Source organism: Kouleothrix sp. 19917, assembly GCF_057073505.1.
Window position 1 is genome coordinate 1959158 of sequence record NZ_CP097099.1, and the last position, 19262, is coordinate 1978419.

Annotated in this window: 20 protein-coding genes and 1 pseudogene; 14 read left to right on the forward strand and 7 right to left on the reverse strand. The window is 63.4% G+C overall.

Annotated elements, in window-relative coordinates:
* Nucleotides 1-97: 97 nt before the first annotated feature.
* A complete protein-coding gene (locus M1P90_RS08020) occupies nucleotides 98-418 on the forward strand; it encodes a hypothetical protein (RefSeq protein ID WP_483702084.1) in 321 nt (106 codons plus the stop codon).
* A gap of 2 nt (nucleotides 419-420) precedes the next feature.
* Here the strand turns inward: M1P90_RS08020 and M1P90_RS08025 are convergent, their stop codons facing one another.
* Together M1P90_RS08025 and M1P90_RS08030 are read right to left on the reverse strand one after the other, a co-directional pair.
* On the reverse strand, nucleotides 421-1137 hold the full coding sequence (locus tag M1P90_RS08025) for a glycerophosphodiester phosphodiesterase (RefSeq protein WP_483702085.1): 717 nt from the start codon (nucleotides 1135-1137) through the stop codon (nucleotides 421-423).
* Between the two features lie 247 nt (nucleotides 1138-1384).
* Complete coding sequence (locus M1P90_RS08030) at nucleotides 1385-1675, reverse strand: hypothetical protein (protein ID WP_483702086.1); 291 nt, start codon at nucleotides 1673-1675, stop codon at nucleotides 1385-1387.
* Nucleotides 1676-2076: 401 nt separating this feature from the next.
* Here M1P90_RS08030 and M1P90_RS08035 point away from each other — a divergent pair, with 401 nt between their 5' ends.
* The 5 genes from M1P90_RS08035 to rimM all read left to right on the forward strand — a co-directional run bounded on the left by M1P90_RS08035 (nucleotide 2077) and on the right by rimM (nucleotide 6399).
* Nucleotides 2077-3714 (forward strand): GAF domain-containing sensor histidine kinase, encoded by a 1638-nt coding sequence (locus tag M1P90_RS08035; RefSeq protein ID WP_483702087.1) that lies wholly within the window; start codon nucleotides 2077-2079, stop codon nucleotides 3712-3714.
* A 129-nt stretch (nucleotides 3715-3843) separates the two neighbouring features.
* Complete coding sequence (gene ffh, locus M1P90_RS08040) at nucleotides 3844-5184, forward strand: signal recognition particle protein (protein ID WP_483702088.1); 1341 nt, start codon at nucleotides 3844-3846, stop codon at nucleotides 5182-5184.
* A 60-nt stretch (nucleotides 5185-5244) separates the two neighbouring features.
* On the forward strand, nucleotides 5245-5529 hold the full coding sequence (gene rpsP, locus M1P90_RS08045; protein ID WP_483702089.1) for a 30S ribosomal protein S16: 285 nt from the start codon (nucleotides 5245-5247) through the stop codon (nucleotides 5527-5529).
* Nucleotides 5530-5563: 34 nt separating this feature from the next.
* Nucleotides 5564-5791 carry a KH domain-containing protein gene (locus M1P90_RS08050; RefSeq protein WP_483702090.1) on the forward strand — a complete coding sequence of 76 codons (228 nt, stop codon included), beginning with the start codon at nucleotides 5564-5566 and terminating at the stop codon, nucleotides 5789-5791.
* Nucleotides 5792-5868: 77 nt separating this feature from the next.
* Nucleotides 5869-6399 (forward strand): ribosome maturation factor RimM, encoded by a 531-nt coding sequence (gene rimM / locus M1P90_RS08055; protein ID WP_483702091.1) that lies wholly within the window; start codon nucleotides 5869-5871, stop codon nucleotides 6397-6399.
* A gap of 300 nt (nucleotides 6400-6699) precedes the next feature.
* On the opposite strand, the gene M1P90_RS08060 is transcribed toward rimM, so the two are convergent.
* Entirely contained in the window at nucleotides 6700-8694 is a 1995-nt protein-coding gene (locus tag M1P90_RS08060; RefSeq protein ID WP_483702092.1) for an alpha/beta hydrolase, read from the reverse strand.
* 199 nt (nucleotides 8695-8893) lie between these two features.
* Here M1P90_RS08060 and M1P90_RS08065 point away from each other — a divergent pair, with 199 nt between their 5' ends.
* Nucleotides 8894-9568, forward strand: a complete 675-nt coding sequence (locus tag M1P90_RS08065; protein ID WP_483702093.1) for a phosphatidylserine decarboxylase — start codon at nucleotides 8894-8896, stop codon at nucleotides 9566-9568.
* A 146-nt stretch (nucleotides 9569-9714) separates the two neighbouring features.
* Here the strand turns inward: M1P90_RS08065 and M1P90_RS08070 are convergent, their stop codons facing one another.
* A complete protein-coding gene (locus M1P90_RS08070; RefSeq protein WP_483702094.1) occupies nucleotides 9715-10689 on the reverse strand; it encodes a glycosyltransferase in 975 nt (324 codons plus the stop codon).
* Between the two features lie 79 nt (nucleotides 10690-10768).
* Between M1P90_RS08070 and M1P90_RS08075 the strand changes: the two genes are divergently transcribed.
* The 7 genes and pseudogenes from M1P90_RS08075 to M1P90_RS08105 all read left to right on the forward strand — a co-directional run bounded on the left by M1P90_RS08075 (nucleotide 10769) and on the right by M1P90_RS08105 (nucleotide 16623).
* On the forward strand, nucleotides 10769-11080 hold the full coding sequence (locus tag M1P90_RS08075; RefSeq protein WP_483702095.1) for a hypothetical protein: 312 nt from the start codon (nucleotides 10769-10771) through the stop codon (nucleotides 11078-11080).
* Between the two features lie 15 nt (nucleotides 11081-11095).
* A pseudogene (locus M1P90_RS08080) lies at nucleotides 11096-11530 on the forward strand (DsbA family protein); the annotation flags it as partial.
* Nucleotides 11531-11746: 216 nt separating this feature from the next.
* The gene (locus tag M1P90_RS08085; RefSeq protein ID WP_483702096.1) at nucleotides 11747-12436 is read left to right on the forward strand and encodes a hypothetical protein; all 690 of its coding nucleotides are present in this window, start codon (nucleotides 11747-11749) and stop codon (nucleotides 12434-12436) included.
* A 148-nt stretch (nucleotides 12437-12584) separates the two neighbouring features.
* Nucleotides 12585-13244 (forward strand): NUDIX hydrolase, encoded by a 660-nt coding sequence (locus M1P90_RS08090; RefSeq protein ID WP_483702097.1) that lies wholly within the window; start codon nucleotides 12585-12587, stop codon nucleotides 13242-13244.
* Nucleotides 13245-13293: 49 nt separating this feature from the next.
* The gene (locus M1P90_RS08095; RefSeq protein ID WP_483702098.1) at nucleotides 13294-13539 is read left to right on the forward strand and encodes a hypothetical protein; all 246 of its coding nucleotides are present in this window, start codon (nucleotides 13294-13296) and stop codon (nucleotides 13537-13539) included.
* A gap of 126 nt (nucleotides 13540-13665) precedes the next feature.
* A complete protein-coding gene (locus M1P90_RS08100) occupies nucleotides 13666-16080 on the forward strand; it encodes a penicillin acylase family protein (protein ID WP_483702099.1) in 2415 nt (804 codons plus the stop codon).
* A gap of 45 nt (nucleotides 16081-16125) precedes the next feature.
* Nucleotides 16126-16623 (forward strand): DUF427 domain-containing protein, encoded by a 498-nt coding sequence (locus tag M1P90_RS08105; RefSeq protein ID WP_483702100.1) that lies wholly within the window; start codon nucleotides 16126-16128, stop codon nucleotides 16621-16623.
* Nucleotides 16624-16721: 98 nt separating this feature from the next.
* Here M1P90_RS08105 and M1P90_RS08110 read toward each other — a convergent pair whose 3' ends face one another.
* The 3 genes from M1P90_RS08110 to recO all read right to left on the reverse strand — a co-directional run bounded on the left by M1P90_RS08110 (nucleotide 16722) and on the right by recO (nucleotide 19251).
* Nucleotides 16722-17546 (reverse strand): purine-nucleoside phosphorylase, encoded by an 825-nt coding sequence (locus M1P90_RS08110; protein WP_483702101.1) that lies wholly within the window; start codon nucleotides 17544-17546, stop codon nucleotides 16722-16724.
* Between the two features lie 215 nt (nucleotides 17547-17761).
* Nucleotides 17762-18445: an SHOCT domain-containing protein gene (locus M1P90_RS08115; RefSeq protein ID WP_483702102.1), complete on the reverse strand. Its 684-nt coding sequence runs from the start codon at nucleotides 18443-18445 to the stop codon at nucleotides 17762-17764.
* Between the two features lie 35 nt (nucleotides 18446-18480).
* Nucleotides 18481-19251, reverse strand: a complete 771-nt coding sequence (gene recO, locus M1P90_RS08120) for a DNA repair protein RecO (RefSeq protein ID WP_483702103.1) — start codon at nucleotides 19249-19251, stop codon at nucleotides 18481-18483.
* Nucleotides 19252-19262: the final 11 nt, after the last annotated feature.

Consider the following 19262-nt stretch of genomic DNA (forward strand, 5'->3'; position numbering starts at 1 on the left):
AACGAGTTTGCCACCAATGCTGCGCGTGGGCGCAGTATACTAGACATAAGTCCCGCCGAGCAGCGCGGGCAGCATGAATTTTGGGAAGGAGATCGCGATGGGTAGACGTCCTCGTACGCCGGCCGACCCCGTTGCGGCAGCGCGGGATGTTGCGCGGGCAGAAGTGGCCCGCCGCTGGCCCGAACTAGCAGGCGTTGAGCCAACCGTCACGCCGCGCAGCCAGTGCGTGCCTTCCGCGCCCGAGCTTGAGCGCGCTGGCGCAGCCGGCCCGTCGCAGCCCGCCACGCCAGCCGGCGCAGAATACACCTTCACCTTTGCCGGCCACACCCACACCCCCGACGGCTACACCATGCCCCGCATCGCACGCGTCACCGTCGATTCGCAGCGCCGCATCGTCAAAGCCACCACCTCGAAATAGCCCTACGCGCCGCCAACAACCTGCCGCAGCACATCAGGCACGTCGGTGATAATGCCATCGACGCCGAGCGTGTGCAGCGCCTGCATGGTCGGGATGTCGTCCACCGTCCACACATTCACTGCGAAGCCCGCCGCCCGCACGCGCGGGATGATCTGGTGCAGCAGCGGCAGTTGGCTTGATGGATGCCAGGCGCGCGCCCCAATGCGCCGCAGCGCGCCAAACGGCCACGCCTCGCGGAAGCGCACATCGGGCCGCCAGGTGTCGTTGCCCATCAGGTAGGCGCGCGCCACACCGGGGCTGGCCGCCGCAAACTCGTGCAGCGCCGTTTCGTTGAACGACGACACAATCACCAGTTCCTCGATGCGCTCGGCGTGCAGCATGCGTGCCACATCCGCGCCGAAGCCCGCGCCTTTCAGCTCGACATTCAGGCGCATCTGGTGCTCGCGCGCAAAAGCGCACACTTCTGCCAGCGTTGCCACGCGCTCGCCGCCAATGCTGAGCTGCTGCAGCTCGGCCAGGGTGCAGCTGGCGGCCATGCGTTTCTGGCCATCCCAGCGCTCGGTCGTGTCGTCGTGAAATACTACCAGCACGCCATCGGCGCTGCGCAGCACATCCAGCTCGCACATATCGGCGCCCTGGCGCGCGGCCAGCTCGAACGCCGGCATGGTATTTTCGGGCGCGTAGCCCGATGCCCCGCGATGGGCAATCACAAGTGTCATGCAAAATTCCTCTAGGCTGAACAGAATACAGGACTCAGGAGTCAGGAGTCAGAATAATCGTATGCGCACCCAAAATCTGTGCAATCGGTAGATCTTTCTTTCCCTCAGTGCGCTCGGTGCGCTCTGTGGCGCAACCGTCTTCATCTTGGCCGCGCTATTATAAAGGATGGCGCTGGTGTGGCTTGCGCCGCGCAATAAAAAGCCCCCATCGGGCGATGGGGGCTGAGTAGTCGTTGTTAGGGGGCCGTCAGCTCATTGCGACAGCCATCTCGTCGGTAGTAGTGATAGGGCTGGTTGCTTCGCGCGCCTCGGGCGCAAGCATGGGGTCAAAGATTTTCTGGAAGGCCATGACATGGGCGCAGGTGTTCCACATGCGGAAAAAGCTGCAATCGCAGGACCAGTGGTTTTCGTGAAGCGTGATGACGTGATCGCTATTACCACCATGGAAAGTCGCTTTGAGCTCGTTAATCGCGATTCGCTCGGGTTCCTGGGCATAGCGTCGCGCCTTTTCGATCTTTCCAATCAGATCCGAGTGCATACGCGCCTCCTCTTGTCAGATGGCCGGGCGGATCGTGCAACCATGTTTGCACACATCCCGGCCGCAATACACCAATCGAGTTCCTGGGCGGTGGCAATGCGAATAGCTGATACCTGGTAAAACACAAGGGCGGCAGCAGAACACGTCTGCGCCGCCCTCAAAATCCCAGATATTCTATTGGCTTTCCCATTCGCATAGCCGTGCATCCTTGCCATGTCGCCGCGAGGTAAACCAATCGGATGTGTTAACGGCATTATAACGATTCGCCCCCGCTACGTCAAGACGTGCCACGTCGAGATTCCGCCCAATTTCGTTGACATCCCTTCACTGATGCGGTACAGTGAGTATCCGGCAACACTGCGCGCTCCGGCGCACGACACAGCATCATAAAGAGGTGATCTATGCCGCCGATTTCAACCGAACAACGCCAGCTTCACACGCTCGGGCAGCTCCTTTCTGCGGGCGGCTACCAGGATGTGCCAGCAATGCTGCGCGCGTCGCTCGAGCGGCTGGTGAACTTCTGGCCCGCGCAGGCGGGCGCGCTGCTCTACCAATCACCCAGCAACGAGCAGATTGCAATCGAATATGGCGAGCTCGACGCCGATGCAGCGCGCATGATTGGCGAGGCGCGCGAGGTGTTCGCCCGCCGCGACGAAAGCTCCGACCCGGCAATTGGCTACTACGCGCTCGACGACGATTGCCAGTTGATGGAAATTTCGCTGCGCAGCGCAAACCAGACGGTTGGCCTGTTGCATCTGCTGGTGCGCGAGCGCGATGTCGAGCGTTCCGAGGTGGCGCAGCCCGGCGAAGACATGGCGGTGCTGCTGGTGCGCGCCCTGGGTGGCGAGGCCGACAAGCTGGCCATGCTGCGCCACGCCGAACACGATCTGCGCGAGCTGCACCTGCTGTACCAGGTCAGCCAGTCGCTCGCCACCAACCTCGATCTGCCGAGCCTGCTGGAAGAAATTCGCCGCCAGGTGCCTGAGGTCATGGGCGCCGAGCGCTGCTCGATTATGCTGCTCGACGAGGCGACCCACGAGCTCGTGTTGCACACCACCGACACGCATACCGGCGAGACGCGCGAGTTCCGCATCCCCACCGACCGGGGCATTGCCGGCTGGGTTGCGACCAACGGCATCGGCCAGATCGTCAACGATGTGGAGTCCGACCCGCGCTGGTTCGATGGCGTAGCGCGCGACATCGACTTTGTGACGCGCTCGATCCTGTGTGCGCCCATGCGCCACGGCGAGCGGATTGTTGGCGTGGCGCAGGTGCTCAACAAGCGCAGCGGCGAGCCATTCAACGACCAGGATTTGCGCCTGCTGACGGCGCTGTGCAGCCAGGCCGCGATTGCGGTGGAGAATGCGCGCCTGGTGCGCAGCCTGAAAGAAGAGCGAGACCGGCTGCTGGCGAAAGAAGCCGAGGTTCGCGCCGCCATTGCGCGCGACCTGCACGACGGCCCGACCCAGAGCGTGGCCGCGATTGCAATGAATATCGAGTTCGTCAAGAAATTGCGCCGCGCCATGCCCGACCGCGTCGAGAGCGAGCTGAACGTGCTTTCCGAGCTGGTGCAGAAGACCTCGGCGGATATTCGCACGCTCCTGTTCGAGCTGCGCCCGCTGGGCCTGGAAACGCAGGGTCTGCTTTCGACCTTGCAGCAGTACGTCGGGCGTTTCCGCGACCCGAGCGGGCAAACGCGCCTGCGCCTGGAAGCACCTACGTCGATTCCGCGCCTGCCAGTCGAGATCGAAGGCGCGATCTTTATTATTGTGCAGGAAGCGGTGAACAACGCCCGCAAGCACGCGCGCTCGCCCGAGATCGTGATCTACCTGTATGTCGAAGAGGGCCAGCTTGTCGCCAGCGTGCGCGACCGCGGCAATGGCTTCAACCTTTCGGCGGTAGAATCGACCTACAACACGCGTGGGTCGCTGGGCTTGCTGAACATGCGTGAGCGCGCGCAGTTGATCGGCGGCGACTGCCGCATTCGCTCGGTTGAGGGCGAAGGCACGACGGTGGAAGTGCGGGTGCCGCTGGCGTAATGCGTTTCCGGCCCCGCTGGCGCGGCGAAAACCCGGCGCAAGATTTGACGCAGGGCATTTTTGCCGCTACAATATGCAGGTTCAAGCGCGGGATTCGCCGCTTTTTTGTGTGTAGCGCAAAGAACAACTATGTTTGAAAGTCTTTCCGACCGTCTGCAGACGGTTTTCCAAAAATTAGGTGGCAAGGGCAAGCTGACCGAAGACGACGTTCGCGAGGCAATGAAACAGGTGCGCCTGGCATTGCTCGAAGCCGACGTCAACTTCAAGGTCGTCAAAGAATTTGTCGCTAAAGTCACCGAGCAGGCGATTGGCGAGGAAGTCACCAAGAGCCTGACGCCCGCCCAGCAGGTCGTCAAGATCGTCAATCAGGAGCTGGTCGAGCTGCTTGGCAGCGCGAACGTGCCGCTGGTCGAGGCTAAGCCCGGCCCGACGGTGATCATGATGGTGGGCTTGCAGGGCGCCGGTAAAACGACGCTTTCGGCCAAGCTGGCGCTGTTCCTGCGCAAGAAGGGCAAGCGCCCGCTGCTTGTTGCTGCCGACGTCTATCGCCCGGCCGCGATTACGCAGCTCGAGTCGCTTGGCAAGCAGCTCAACATCCCGGTTCACTCCGAAGGCACCGAAGCCAGCCCGCCAGCAATTGCGCGCAACGCATTGCAGCGCGCCCGCGCCGAGGGCCTGAACTATGTAATCGTCGACACCGCCGGCCGCTTGCAGATCGATGAGCGGCTGATGGACGAGCTGGAGCAGATTGTCGCGGCCGTGAACCCGGCTGAGAAGCTGCTGGTTGTTGATGCGATGATCGGCCAGGAGGCCGTGAAAGTCGCCGAAGAGTTTAATCGCCGCGTCGACCTCACGGGCGTGGTGATGACGAAAGTCGACGGCGATGCGCGCGGTGGCGCGGCCTTATCGGTGCGCTCGGTCACAGGCGTGCCGATCAAGTTCCTTGGCACCGGCGAAAAGATCGACTCGAACACGCTGGAGCCGTTCCACCCCGAACGTCTGGCCTCGCGCATCCTTGGTATGGGCGACGTGCTGTCGCTGATCGAGCGCGCCGAGCAGATCTACGACGAAGCAGAAGCCAAGAAGATGCAGAAGAAGCTCGTCAAGGGCTCCTTCGACTTCGAGGACTTCCTGAACGCCATGCAGCAGATGCGCAAGCTTGGCCCGCTGCAGCAGATCCTGGCGATGATCCCGGGTATGGGCCAGCTTTCCCGCGACGAAGAGCTTGTCAGCGAGAAGGACATGAAGAAGATCGAGGCGATCATCTTCTCGATGACCAGGCAAGAGCGCCGCAACCCCGATATGATCAAGGGCCGCCGCAAAGAGCGCATTGCAAAGGGCAGCGGCACGCAGATGCAGGATGTCACTGCGCTGGTTGGCCAGTTCAAGCAGATGCAGCGCATGATGAAAAAAATGGGCGGCGGCGGCAAGGGCCTCGACCCGCGCGAGCTGATGCGGCGAATGCGCTAAGCGCCGCCTTTTTCAGAGTACCGTTAATAAGGACCTAGTGTACGGAGGAATTCACAGGATATGGTAGTTATTCGTCTTCGGCGTACCGGCAAGACCAAGCAGCCTAGCTATCGTCTGGTGGTGAGCGACAAGCGCTCGCCGCGCGATGGCAAGTTTATCGAGATCGTTGGGCACTACAACCCGGTGCGCCAGCCGAAAGAGCTTGTGGTCAAGAACGACCGCGTGCGCTACTGGCTGGGCGTCGGCGCTCAGCCGTCCGACACGGTCGTGCGCCTGCTCAAGCAGGTGAACGTGCTCGACGGCGAGGGCAAGGTGATTGCCGAGCCCGCAACCGCCGAGAGCTAGTTGCTCGGGCGGGTGGGCCGCAGTTCGAGGAAATATGAAAGCACTGCTGGAATACCTGGCGCGCAATCTCGTCGATAACCCCGAGGCTGTGCAGATCAAAGAGCGCGTTGGGCGCTATACGGTGACGTATGAGCTCACCGTCGCGCCGGATGAGACGGGCAAGGTCATCGGGCGCAGCGGGCGCGTTGCCAAGTCGATCCGCGACTTGATGAGCGTTGCAGCGGCGCGGCAGAACAAGCGCGTCCACGTCGATATTGAGTAATTTGCGATGGGCGATGTACGATGTACGGTTGCTTCACAACCAATCGTCCATCGTCCATCCTCTATCGTAAATTGAGCATGGCAGAGCAAACCCCAACCACCGATAACACCATTCTGATCGGCCAGATCGTGGCCGCTTTTGGCGTGCGCGGTCAGGTCAAGATGAAGGCGATCACCGACCAGATCGACCACCTGCGCCGCCGCATTCGTACCGTCTATGTTGGCCCCAAGTTCCAGACGCACACAATCAAAAGTGTGATCGAGCACAAGCCGGGCCTGCTGATCCTGACCCTCAGCGACGTCACTACGCGCGAACAGGCCGACGATTTACGCGGCCAGGAAGTCGCCATTCTCGAAACGCAGGCCGCGCCGCTGGAAGAAGGCGAGTACTTCATTCACCAGCTGTATGGCCTGAAGGTTGTGAGCGACGACGGCGAGGAGATTGGTACGGTGCGCGAGGTGCTCGAAACCGGCGCAAATGATGTGCTGGTGGTGAAGCGCCCCGGCAAGGCCGATGGCCTGGTGCCGATGATTCACGACGTTGTGCAAGAGCTGGATACCACTGGCGGGCGCGTGGTCATTCACGTGCTGCCGGGCCTGCTCGACTAAACGCAATACCATTCAAATAAGGACGAGAGGAACGTTTACCACAGAGACACAGAGGCACGGAGGGCTTTAGAATGCTACAAAAACTTGGTGTCTTGGTGTCTTGGTGGTTATTTGAAAGGTATTGAGACTAAACGTTAACGACAAGTCGGCAGCGCTGCATATGTGCAGCGCGGCTGGTTTTTATTTTTACGCGACTGTATTTGCCACGAAGACTCCAAGACACGAAGTTTTCTATCTTCGAGTCTTGGAGTCTTCGTGGCATAGCGCCTGGTCATTCGTCCTTCGTCCTTCGTCGTTGAACTATGCGATCAGCGCGGTCAGCAGGCCCGTGGCCGCCAGCGCAATGGTGAAGCCGAGCGCCGCCAGTGTCAGCAGCGAGTAGTACACGCGCTCGCCAGCCGACCAGTAGCCGCGCGCCCAGGCCAGCCCCGCGCCCACCAGCATCCCCAGCGCCAGCAGCCCGATGATCGGCGCGAGCGCCAGCACCGGCAGCGCGGCGCGTGGAAAGCCCAGGTAGAGCACCACCAGCCCTTCCAGACCATTCGAGAACAGCACCACCGCAAGGCCAATAATGAACACCAGCCCGAGCAGCGCCACCAGCACAGCCGCCAGGCTGGCGAGCCGCGCCGCCGTCGGGCGTGGGGCTGCCCGCCGCCCGCTGATCACGCGCACCAGCCAGATGATCGGCCAGATCAGGAACAGCGACAGCAACACCACCAGCGCACCGGCCATCACGCCCGGCCAGAGCAGGCCGCGCAGATTCAGCCATTCCAGCACATTTGCGCCCGCGCCGGTGAGAATGGTATTTTCGCGGGTTGTGAAAGTTGGTGGCGCGAGGGTCGCGGTGCAGCTCGATTCCGGCGCGCGGCTCGGGTCGTCCCAGAACGACTCGGCAATGCTGCGCGCGCAGTCGATCGAGTTGAGCGCGCCGTGCCCGGTGTTCGGGAAGGTGAAGCTATAGCTGTCGGGCAGCGATTGTGCTACTTCGGCTGCGTAGGCGGGCGGCGTGATCGGGTCGAAGCGCCCTGAGAACAGCAGCGTCGGGATCGTGCTTTCCACCGGCGCGTCGACCGACGGGCCCAGGTCTTTCACACCCCAGCGGCTGCACACCTCCTGCGTATAGGCCGCATCGTCGCGCGCGTCCTTTGCGAACATCGGCCGCAGGTCGTCGACCTTGATTGCGTTCGGGTCGTAGTCGGCATCTTCCGCGCACAGCACCGAGTAGTACATGCCTGTGCTGACAGTGTCGTCAAACACAAACACCGACATAATTTTCGAGAAAAAGGTGTAGTTCTCGCGCGCCACGGCGTCGATTGCGGCGGGCAGCAGCGGCACCAGCTCGGTGGCGTAAATCGTCTGGAACAGCGCTCTCTGGAGTTTGTCGCCATCAAGAACGGCACTATAGGTCTTGCCACTGTCGGGGTCAGGCAGCGGGATGCGGGCCGGGTTCGCATTCAGGCGGTCGATCTGTGCATTGAGTGTCGCCTCCAGGTTCGGGTAGCTGGCGTTGCATGCCGCGTCGGCGGCACAGGCGGCAAACAGCTCGCCAAAGGAACGGTTGCCCGAACGCGCCACATCCGGCACGAAATTAGTGCTGGTTGGCACCACAGCGTCGAGCACCACGCTGCGCAGCGCCTGCGGGAAGTTGCGCATGACGTGCTGGGCCAGCAGCGTGCCATACGAAACGCCATACAGGTTGATCTGGCGGTAACCCAGCGCCTGGCGCAGGTCGTTCACATCGGCGGCATTTTCCAGACTATTGAACGCTGCCAGGTTCACGCCATCGCGCTGCAGCCGGTCGTGGCACGCGGTCGTCGCTTCCAGGCTCAGGCGCTGGTCTTCTTCGTGGCTCAGCCGCTGCTCGAGCGTGCGGTCCAATAATTCGCGATCTTCCGTGCATTTAAGCGCGGGTTTCGAGTACAGCGTGCCGCGCTGATCGAACAGCACAATGTCGTGGTTTACGCGCAAGCTGGCGCCACTGGTGAACAGAATCTGCGAGTAAGTGTCGATGGTCGAGCCACCGGGGCCGCCCTGAAGCATCACAATCGGCTCGGGCGCGGGGCTTGGGCTGGTGCTGCGGATGATCATAACCGCAAGCTGGATGCTTTTCCCGCCTGGGTCGCTGTGCAGTTCTGGGACGGTCAGGTAGCCGCAGCTCACATCGCGCCCTTCGCGCGCGCCATACTGCGCAACGTTCACCATACATGGCGCGCTGGCGAACGAAGGGCCCTGTGCCGAAACCGGGCGAGCCGCACTGCTGGCGAGCAGTACGAGCAGAAGTAGCAAACGTCGCATGTGTTCCTCGTCGGTAGGCGGGCGGCGAGGCGCTGCGCCCGCGCGGCGGCATTATACTGCACTGCGCATTCCGCCGCGATCTTGGTTGATTTTTGCTGGTGCGCGTGCTAGAATCGAAGAGGGCGCTGCCCTCACCGCCCACTCGGCCCACCAACCATGCTCTCGCGACCCGATCGGAAGAGCCCACGGAAAGAAGCCAATGCCTCAGCACACTGCACCCACCGCCCGCAAAGCCAAGCTTCCCGGGATTGACTCAGAAGCAACACCCGTTCTTGGTGTCGGCCTGGGCCTGACGGGCCTGCTGCTGGGTTTGCGCCCACGCATGGCCGCATGGCCGCTGGCACTCACCGCCCTGACGGCGCTGCTCTACCGCGACCCCGAGCGCCACACGCCCGCCGAGCAGCACACGCTGTTTGCGCCGGCCGACGGCCAGGTGCTCAGCGTCGATGAGCTGTACGAGCATCGTTTTCTGCATACCGATGCGGTGCGCATCGCCATCGCGGCGTCGCCGTTTGATGTGCCGGTGGTGCGCAGCCCGCTGCCCGGGCTCATTGCCTACCTTGAGCACAGGCCCGGCGCGTACTTTCCCGTGGCCGATCCGCGCGCGGTCGAGCAGAACGAGCGGCAGTTCATTGGGATCAACAGCGTGTGGGGCCCGGTGATGCTGCAAATCACGGGCGGGCCGCTGGCGCGCCGCGTTCGCACGCAGGTGGTTGTGGGCCAGCAGGTGCGCGCCGGCGAGCGAGTGGGCGTGGCGCGTTTTGGCGCGCGCGTCGATCTGCTGCTGCCCTACGACATCGCCGAGCAACTGCCGGCCATTGGCAGCCAGGTTGGCGCTGGCATGTCGCGCATCGGGCATGTCGTCGCGCAGTAGCGTGTGTCGCAAGCCATTGAGGGCCAGGCGAACGGAGGGCGCTGCCCTCTGTTCGTTATTTTCGGCAGGATCAATTGTCACAGCGCAGCGGGACGGGCACTCGTGATTTCTGCCTCCTGACGGCTGAATACTGGACGCAAGAACGCCTACTTAAGGCCGCGATATTCCGCAACTGCGCGCTGGATCGCAGGCGAGCGCCGCCGCAGGCGCCCGAATGGGTAGCCCGCCAGTTTCGCCAAATCGCCAACCAGACGGATGAGTGGGATATATGCCGCCGCGCGCGCAAGGTCGCCGCCACGCAGCGCGGGGGCGCGCCGCCGCAGCCGCCCGAACGGTGCGCGACTATAGGCTGCACTGCCCGCCAGCAACAGCGCGAGCGCCCACGGGCGGCGGCGCGCCAGCAGGAGCAGCAGCCCGCCAAAGCCATAGGTCGCGTAGCGCAGCGCATGGCGGCGCGGCCACAAGCCTGCCACGCCATCGCCACGCGCATACAGAAAGTACTGCCGCGCAAAAGCCACCAGCGACGTGCGCGGCCGGAAGCGCACCAGCGCGCGCGGCTCGAAGGCAAAGCGCGCGCCAAGGCGCTGTAATGCCATGTCGAACAGTAAATCTTCGCAGTGGCTGGCCCACTCCGGGTAGCCGCCCACCCGCGCCCAGGCCGCCTTGCGAAACGCCACGGATTGACCGAACGGCAAAAATGTGGCTGGGTCGATCTCATCCGCGTCGCGGTAGTTGGTGGCGGCCAGCACCAGCTCAAAGCGGCTGCGCGGCGCGGGCGCGAAAAAGCCGCCCACCACATCGGCCTCGCCGCGCGTGAGCGGCGCGACAATCTGCGCCAGCCAGTCACGGTCGAGCGTGAGCCCGGCGTCGGTGCAGGCGATTAGCGGGCCGCGCGCGTGGCGAATGGCGTTATTGCGCCCGGAAGGGATGTTGTGGCCGCCGCGCACCAGACGAATTGGGTGGCCAGCGGCGATGTAGCCTTCCACAATCGCGGCCGTGCGGTCGCGACTGTTGCAATCGTTGACGACGATCTCGTCGGGCGGGCGGCTTTGCGCCAGCATCGAATCGAGCAGCGCCGCGATATTGTCGGCTTCGTCGCGCACCGTGCAAACAAGCGACACACATAATGCATCCATAGCGGCGTTTCACTCCGTTAGCTTGTATAGGGATTTGTGCTCTGTTCAATCAGAAAGGACCCACATGATCCGTTCGTTCTTTGTGTGGCTGTGGGCGCTGGCGGCTGTGTGCCTGCTCGCTGCCTGTGGCGCAAGCGCGGCCCAGGCGCCAACTGCGCCCTTAGCAGCAACTGCCGCGCCACCAGCCACGGCGGCCCCCGCCGCGCCAGCCGCAACTGCTGCACCTTCAAACAACCCGGCAGCTGCCACGGCTGCGCCCGCTGCTACTGCTGCTGCGAGCGGCGGCATCCCCGAAGGCGTAACCGCCGAAGGCTACCACACGCGCGGCCGCGCCGACGCGCCCGTAACGCTGGTGATGTATTCCGACTTCCTTTGAACGGCATGCGCTTTCCACGTTGTGGAAACTGAACCCCAGATTTTGAAGGAATACATTGCTGCCGGCAAGGTCAAACTGATCTATCGCCACCTTCTGCAGCTTGGCGACGGCTCGGTAGCCACTGCCGAAGCCTCGGAATGTGCCGCCGACCAGGGGCAATTCTGGCCCATGCACGATGCGCTCTACGCCCGCCAGCGCGAGGTATATGGTGCCAGCGATCTTGGCGCGACGCTAACGGGTTTCGCCAAAGATCTGGGCCTCGACACCGGCACCTTCAACAGCTGCATGCAGCAACACACGCATCTGCAATTCGTGCAGGACGATTATACCGCCTCGAAGCGCGATGGCGTGCAGTTTCGCCCAGTGTTCGACATCAATGGCACGCGCCTCACCGGCGCGCAGGGTTTCAACGTCTTTCAGCAGCAGATCGAGGCGGCGCTGCCCAAATAGCGTGGCGGCACGCGCCTTGTGGCAGGCTGCCACGCCGGGCGTGGCAGCCTGCCCGTTTGTAAGCGCGTTGTCAGGTTGCGCGCGCACCATCGCCGAAATGAATGTGGTATAGTTTACAAGATGACGCACGCAGGCATCACAATGCCAACGGGTGCGAATGGCGCCAACGTAGTGGACGAACAAGCCAGCGCCACATTCACGAAACGAGGAGTTTGCATGCACCGGCAACAGCTCAGTAGCCCGCTCATTATTTTGCTTGCCGGCGTGACCATGATCGCGTTACTGCTGGTTGGCACAAGCGCCAGTACCAGTGCGATTACGCGCCAGCGGCCATCGGCGCAGGATTTCACGCCCTGCCCGAATGACGACTCTGATGCTCAGTATGAATGCGAGGACGAGCGGGCGCTCATGACCGAGGCGGCTGCCGAGTGGACGCCCACCACCGACACCGGCTACCCTTACAACAGCCCTGGCACGACCACTGCAACTGGCACCTCCACCAGCGCAACAAGCGCAGCTACTGCGACGGCTACCATCACCGAATTAGCCACCACCGATGCCAGCCGCACCGGCCTTGAGGAAACACCAACGCTTGCAGTTGCTTCAACAGCCGAAAGCACGAGCGGTGTGCCTGATGTCGCGCAGGGCGTGCCAACGCCATCGCCGCTTGCCGACCTGATCTGCGCGCCTGGCATCGCAGCCACGGTCACGGGCACGGCGCCAGCCTATGCGCCGCTGCTGCTGTTTTTCGATCAGCGCCCGGTTGGCGGCGGCAGTGCTTCGTCCAGCGGCACGTTTGCATTGAAGCTGCTGGTGGGCAAGGAGCGCAGCGGCCTGTATCAGGTAACGGTGCGCGTGCGCGGCACCTCGCAGGTGGTACGCGAGCTGAAGTGCGCGGTGCCCTGAGGCAGCGCCACAGCAAGAATTGCGAGACGGGAGCGGCCTGGCTGCTCCCGTTTTTTTATGCCCATATTTCCGGCGCTTGCGCGTCGCGCTGGTCTGTGCTATGTTCTACAGTAAAGCGGCACTATGCCGCCCGACATTGGAGGATTGCGTGCCAGTCGACGACAGGGCGAGCCAGGCGGAATGGCGTTTGCGCGTTCGGGCGGCGGTTCAGCCCGGCCCGCCGGTTCCCCGCGATGACCTGCTGCTGGTGCGCGACGATGCCGGCCAGCTGATGCGCCGCTTCGAACCACCGCCCGGCGCTGTGCCACGGCTTGGCGCGGTGCTGGTGCTGCTCTACCCGGATGGCGACGATCTGCGCTTCCCGCTGACGGTGCGCAGCGACAAGCTGCCAAGCCACCGTGGCGAGGTGTCGCTGCCGGGTGGCGCAATCGACCCCGAAGACGCTGGGGTGGAAGACGCGGCGCTGCGCGAGTGCTATGAAGAACTGGGCGTCGACCCAGTCGACATCCAGGTGTGGGGAATTCTCTCGTCATTTTATATTCAGCCCAGCAATTTTCAAATCACGCCAGTGGTGGGTTTCATTCCGCACCCGCCGATGTTTGTGCCCAACGACGCCGAAGTCAGCTCGGTGCTGACCCTCACGCTGCGCGAGCTGCTCGACCCGGCGCGTGTCGTAACCGAGCGCTGGAACCTGCGCGGAATTGAAGCAACAGTGCCTTTTTTTGCGGTTGGTGAACATAAAGTCTGGGGCGCAACCGCTGTTGTGCTGAGCGAGTTCGTCGCGCGTATTCGCCGCATTGCTGCTTGATGTGCGGCGCGCGCTACTAGTCCAGTAATATATAACAGGAGGATACTCTATGACGATTGACGATGCAATTGCCGATCTGACGGCGCGCATAAACGAGGCCAGCCCAAATGCGGTGATCCGCGTCAAACGTCGTTCGGCGGAAGAAGCGTCGATTCGCGTGTATGCGCCAGCCGAACACGAAGAAGCTGTGAAATCGGCCACGCAGGAGCATACGCTGCGCCTGCTGACCGAAGATGGCCTGGACGTGCAGGTGCTGGTGTACGACATTGCAACTTCGCTGCCGCCCGATCAGTAGGCAGGTTGTGTTTGGAAAACAAAGCGTTCGATGCCGGGCGGCTGTGCCGGGTGTCGAACGCTTTGGTGCGTGTGCGCTGGTCGCGCAGCCGTTGGGTATTCGCCCTACGTGAGGAAAGGTGACACGATGCGATATGGGCGCACAATTGGCGCGGCGCTGGGCGCACTGGGCGGGGCGGCGCTGGCAGGCGGCGCGGCGCTGACGTTTTTGCGCCGTCCGTTGCCGAAAACATCTGGCCGCTTGCATCTCGCTGGCTTGCGCGCGCCAGTGCAGGTGCTGCGCGACCGCTGGGGCGTGCCGCATATCTACGCAGAAAACGCGCATGATCTGTTTCTGGCGCAAGGATATGTCCATGCCCAGGATCGGCTGTGGCAGATGGAATTGCAGCGCCGCACGGGGCATGGCCGCCTGGCCGAGCTGTTTGGCGAGATCGCCCTCGACACCGATCGTTTTGTGCGAATTATGGGCTTTGCGCGCGTGGCGCGCCGCGAGCTGCCGACCCTGAGCGAGGAAGCGCGGCAGGCGATCGACGCCTACGTCGCGGGCGTGAACGCCTTTATCGAGGGAAACCGCCGACGCCTGCCGCTGGAGTTCGTGCTGCTGCGCGCACAGCCCGAGCTATGGCAGCCAATCGACGTGCTGGTGTGGGGCAAAATGCTGGCGCAAAACCTGGCGCGCAGCTGGATCACCGAGGCACTGCGCGCGCAGATTGTGGCCGCCGTGGGGCTGGAACGCGCCGCCGCGCTGGAGCCGGAATACCTGACCGGCCACCCACTGACGGTTCCCGCTGGCGCGCGCTACACCCGCGACGCTGGTGCCGAGGCGCTCGGCATGCTGGGCGCGGCTTCGCGCTGGCTGGGCAATGGCGAGCTTGGCCAGGGCAGTAACTCCTGGGCGGTCAGCGGCGCACATACGGCCACCGGCCGCGCCCTGCTCGCCAACGACGTGCACTTGCTGCTGCAAACCCCTTCGCTCTGGTACGAAAACCATCTCAGCGGCGGCGACTACCATGTCACCGGCGCAAGCCTGCCCGGCACGCCCGGCGTGGTGATTGGCCATAACGAGCGCGTGGCCTGGGGCCTGACCAATGGCGAGAACGACGTGCAGGACCTGTACATCGAGCGTTTTGACCCGGCCGACCCAACGCGCTACCAGTTTCGCAGCGAATGGATGACTGCCGAGATGGTGCGCGAAGACATTGTGGTGAAAGGCCGCGCCGCGCCGCATGTCGAGACGGTGCGCATCACCCAACATGGCCCGATCATCTCGCCGCTGATCGCGGGCGCGCCCGCCGAGACACAGCCCTTTGCCGAAGCGTTTGCCCTGCGCTGGACGGCGCTCGACCCCAGCCAGACGATTGACGCCGCGCTGGCGCTCAACCGCGCCCACGACTGGCCGAGCTTTCGCGCGGCGGTGGCACGCTGGACCTCGCCAACCCTCAATTTTGTCTACGCCGACGTCGAGGGGCAGATCGGCTATGCCTTTGGCGGGCACATGCCCATCCGCACGCAGGGCGATGGCCGCCTGCCCGTGCCCGGCTGGGATGGCGCGCACGAATGGCGCGGCCTGATCCCGCCCGACGAGCTGCCATTCACCTTCGACCCGCCCGGCGGCCGGGTGGTGACGGCGAACAACAAGATCGTTGGCGATGATTTCCCACATCCCATGCCGTCGGAATATCTGCCCGGCTACCGCGCCGAGCGCATTACACAGCTGCTGGAGCAAAGCGCCCGCCACGATGCCGGTTCGTTTGGGCGTATTCAAAGCGACCAGCGCAGCCTGCCGGGGCTGGAGCTGGCCGCGCTGGCTGGGCGCTTGCCGGCCGAAACACCGCTGACGCGCGCGGCTCGCGAAGCACTGGCGGCCTGGGACGGCGAGCTCGACGCCAAAAGCGTCGGCGGCGCAATTTACTCGCGCCTGCGCGAAAAGCTGCTGGCAGCCGCCTACGCCGAAGTAAACGCCCCGCTGCACCAGGTGGGCGGATTTGGCGCGTTTGCCGGGCTGCTGGGTGATACCTATCTGTGGCGCGCTTTGCCGCTGCTCTTGCGCCGCCTGGCCGCGCGCGACGACGCGTGGCTGCCACCAGGCCGCAGCGGCGACGAGCTGCTGGCCGAGGCGTGGGCGGCGGCGCTGGCCGAGCTTGAACGCGAGCTGGGCAGCGATGTTCGCACATGGCAGTATGGTCGCTTCCACACCCTCACGCTGCGCCACCCACTGGGCGCGGTGCCGGGAATGGCGCGGCTGCTCAATCGTGGCCCGTTCCCCACCGGCGGCGATGCCGATACCGTGCGCATGGGCTACGCGCCGCGTCAGTATGCCGTGCAGCCCTTCTATGTCGCGCCTTCCTACCGCCAGATCTGCGATCCTTCCTACTGGGATCGCAGCCAGAGCATCCACCCGGGCGGTCAATCGGGCCAGCCCGGCAGCCGGCACTACGCCGATTTTGTGCAGCCCTACCTGAAGATGCAATACCACCCCATGCCCTGGACGCGCACCGCCGTCGAGGATGCTGCCGTTGGGCGGCTAACGCTGGAGCCATAGTGACGTTGATTGGCAGGTTTACCACATGGAGAAAGGATGAAACAGATGGCGTCGCCACAACCAATTGCGCCCGGCCCCGGCCAGGAGTCGGTGTGGGACTACCCGCGCCCGCCCCGCGCCGAGCCGAGCGCCAAACACGTGCAGGTAATCTTTAATGGCGTTACTATTGCCGATACACAGCGGGCGATTCGTGTGCTGGAAACCAGCCACCCGCCGGTCTACTACCTGCCGCCCGACGATGTGCGCATGGAATATTTTCAGCCGATCGAGGGCGCGACGTTTTGCGAGTACAAGGGCGTGGCTTCCTACTACACAATTGCTGTTGGCGGGCGGCGGGCCGAAAGCGCGGCGTGGACCTACCCGCAGCCAAACGCGCCGTTCGCAGGAATTGCGCGCTACATCGCGGTATACCCGGGCCGAATGGAGGCGTGCTTTGTGGATGGTGAGCGCGTGGTGGCACAGCCCGGCGATTTCTATGGCGGGTGGATCACCAGCGATATTGTGGGGCCGTTCAAGGGCGAGCCGGGCACCAGAGGCTGGTAGGCAGTTTTTTCTTGTTTGCCTTCGGCAGAGCCGTACTCACTTTTCGTTGTGTGCAGTTTTCTCGCGGAGCGAGAAAACTGCACACAACGAAAAGCCGCTCACATTCGCGCCAGCACGCCCTTGAGCAGCGCGGCGAACTTCGGCTTGGCTGCCTCGCCGGCTTCCAGCACCTCGATATGGTTGGCGGGTGGGCCGTCGGGCAGGGCGATGTTGGTGATCAGCGAAATGCCCAGCACGCGCATGCCGCCGTGCCGCGCCACCACCACCTCCGGCGCAGTCGACATGCCCACCGCGTCGGCAAATGTTCGGCAAAAGCGCAATTCGCCCGCACTCTCGAACGTTGGCCCTGTTAACATAAAGTAGCAGCCTTTGCGCAACGTCGTACCTTGTTCTTCAGCAACGGCGTGCGCCAGCGCGGCCAATTCGGTGTCGAAGGCATCGACCATGGCGGGGAAGCGCAGGCCCAGACGCTCGTCGTTCGGGCCGACCAGCGGGTGGTGGCCGGCCATGCCGGGGAAGAAGATCTGGTCAGCGATCTGCATCAGGTCGCCCACTGCCCAGTCGGGGCGCAGGCCGCCAGCGGCGTTTGTCACCAGCAGCGTGTCGCAGCCAAGTGCCTTCATCACGCGCACCGGGAAGGTCACCTGCTGCATCGTATAGCCTTCGTAGAAGTGGAAGCGACCGCGCAGCACCATCACCGGCTGGCCGGCCAGCGTGCCAAGCGCCAGCTCGCCCCGGTGGCCGTGGACTGTTGAGCGCGGGAAGCCGGGAATGTCGGCGTAGGGGATCACGGTCGCGTCTTCCAGCTCGTCGGCCAGGCCGCCCAGCCCCGAGCCGAGGATCAGGCCGACCTGGGGAACCAGCGCGGTGCGGGCGGCGATGGCGGCGCGGGCGGTTTCAATCTGCGTGAACAAATCGTTCATAGCTGTATCTCCACACAATGCTTTCTACAGCGGGCAAAAAGAGAGCAGTGGTCAGGCTTCTGTTTTCGCTTGAGTATTTCTGCCGCTCCCGAGGGTAAGAGTCATCAGACCAATCCTTCGCGCAGGCACCCTTCGATACGCGCTGCGCGCTACTCAGGATGCCCAAAACACGTCCTGAATAGCGCGCAGCGCGATCGAAGGGCGGGTTTTGAGGGCTAAATGCGGTTGAGCAGGTCGCGCTTCTTGGCTTCGAACTCGTCAACCGAGAGCAGGCCCTGGTCGCGCAGATCGGCCAGTTTTTGCAGCGTCTGCTGGATGTCGGGCGGGGTGTTGGGCGGCGCTGGCTGTGAATAGGCAACCATTCCAGGGTCGAAATAGCCAAAACCGCGATTGAAGTGATGCTTGGCTTCGAGCATGGCGCGCTTGAAATCGAGGGGGTGCGCAATTCGGCGCATCTGGTTGATGCCCACGTCCGAAGCGGTCAGAATCTCAATCGTGCCATAATCGAACATGCGGCCCAGCCAGCTTTGGCGCAGCTCGACGTCGTTGATCTTATCCAGCGAGGAGTCGATCACGTCTTTATTCAGCACGCCACGGATCTGGATCACGCGCTGGTCGGTGACGATATACTGCTCGTTGTTCCAGCGCAGGTAATCGAAAAAGGCGCTTACCAGCACGAACAGGCTGATCAGGCCGCAGGCGAGCAGGATCAGGCGGCCCACCGGCATACCCAGCGCAATCTGCGTGGCAAAGGCGGCCTGCGCGGCCACGCCCGCCGCAATCAGCACGCCAATCAGGATCATTTCCGTTAGAATGTTGCCAATAAGGACAAAGGTGTGCTGGCGGCCATCGTAGAGTATTTTTTCGTCGCGGGCCAGGAGTTCATCGATGTAGGCCATGGTCTACTCCTTATGGCTGGAATGCGTCGTTATTGCTATGCTTCGGACGCGCCAACCGCGCGGCCAACCTCGTCGAGAAATGCGACCGACTTCAGATCGCGCTCCAGAATGCGCCGAATATAGCTGCGCAGCAGCTGCTCGGCTTCGGTGCGCGTGGCTGGCGAGATCGTCAGGCGCTCGATCGCTTCCAGTGGCTGGGCCTGTAAGAAGCGCAGCAGCTTGAAGGCGCTCAGGCTCATCGTGATTGCGCCGCGATCAAGCGGGGCGCAGCGCGGGCAGAGCGCGCCGCCCGCCCCAACGCTGAAGCGGTTAGTGTCTTCGGCCAGCGTTTCCTGGCAGTTCGCGCAGTGGTACAGCTGCGGGCGGTAGCCCAGAAAGCCGAGCAGGCGCAGCTCGTAGGCGCGCAGCACCAAGTCGACGTTGCGCGAGCTGTCGAGCGCGGCCAGCGTGCCGACCAGCAGCTCAAACGCCGGGCGGTTTTCGTCTTCTTCTTCCAGCAGCCGGTCGATCAGCTCGGCGGCGTAGTAGGCCGCGCTGATGCGCCCCAGGTCGGCGCGCAGGGTGTCGAAGCTGTGCATGATCGCGCTTTGCGTGACGATATCGAGCGTGCGGCCAACCGCCAGCAGCAGCGTGGCGTGCGTGAACAGCTCGATATGCCCGGCCAGGCGGCTGGTGGTTTTGCGCGCGCCTTTGGCAATCACGCGGCGCTTGCCGCCGGGAGTGATAAGCGTCAGCATGCGGTCGGCCTCGCCGAAGTCGCTGCGCCGAATGATGACTGCTTCTGTTCGATAGATTCGCTCGCGCATGGATTAGTTCA

Coding starts and splice junctions, on each gene's coding strand:
- M1P90_RS08020 (WP_483702084.1), top strand. CDS start 98: ATGGGTAGACGTCCTCGTACGCCGGCCGACCCCGTTGCGGCAGCGCGG.
- M1P90_RS08025 (WP_483702085.1), bottom strand. CDS start 1,137: ATGACACTTGTGATTGCCCATCGCGGGGCATCGGGCTACGCGCCCGAA.
- M1P90_RS08030 (WP_483702086.1), bottom strand. CDS start 1,675: ATGCACTCGGATCTGATTGGAAAGATCGAAAAGGCGCGACGCTATGCC.
- M1P90_RS08035 (WP_483702087.1), top strand. CDS start 2,077: ATGCCGCCGATTTCAACCGAACAACGCCAGCTTCACACGCTCGGGCAG.
- ffh (WP_483702088.1), top strand. CDS start 3,844: ATGTTTGAAAGTCTTTCCGACCGTCTGCAGACGGTTTTCCAAAAATTA.
- rpsP (WP_483702089.1), top strand. CDS start 5,245: ATGGTAGTTATTCGTCTTCGGCGTACCGGCAAGACCAAGCAGCCTAGC.
- M1P90_RS08050 (WP_483702090.1), top strand. CDS start 5,564: ATGAAAGCACTGCTGGAATACCTGGCGCGCAATCTCGTCGATAACCCC.
- rimM (WP_483702091.1), top strand. CDS start 5,869: ATGGCAGAGCAAACCCCAACCACCGATAACACCATTCTGATCGGCCAG.
- M1P90_RS08060 (WP_483702092.1), bottom strand. CDS start 8,694: ATGCGACGTTTGCTACTTCTGCTCGTACTGCTCGCCAGCAGTGCGGCT.
- M1P90_RS08065 (WP_483702093.1), top strand. CDS start 8,894: ATGCCTCAGCACACTGCACCCACCGCCCGCAAAGCCAAGCTTCCCGGG.
- M1P90_RS08075 (WP_483702095.1), top strand. CDS start 10,769: ATGATCCGTTCGTTCTTTGTGTGGCTGTGGGCGCTGGCGGCTGTGTGC.
- M1P90_RS08085 (WP_483702096.1), top strand. CDS start 11,747: ATGCACCGGCAACAGCTCAGTAGCCCGCTCATTATTTTGCTTGCCGGC.
- M1P90_RS08095 (WP_483702098.1), top strand. CDS start 13,294: ATGACGATTGACGATGCAATTGCCGATCTGACGGCGCGCATAAACGAG.
- M1P90_RS08100 (WP_483702099.1), top strand. CDS start 13,666: ATGCGATATGGGCGCACAATTGGCGCGGCGCTGGGCGCACTGGGCGGG.
- M1P90_RS08105 (WP_483702100.1), top strand. CDS start 16,126: ATGGCGTCGCCACAACCAATTGCGCCCGGCCCCGGCCAGGAGTCGGTG.
- M1P90_RS08110 (WP_483702101.1), bottom strand. CDS start 17,546: ATGAACGATTTGTTCACGCAGATTGAAACCGCCCGCGCCGCCATCGCC.
- M1P90_RS08115 (WP_483702102.1), bottom strand. CDS start 18,445: ATGGCCTACATCGATGAACTCCTGGCCCGCGACGAAAAAATACTCTAC.
- recO (WP_483702103.1), bottom strand. CDS start 19,251: ATGCGCGAGCGAATCTATCGAACAGAAGCAGTCATCATTCGGCGCAGC.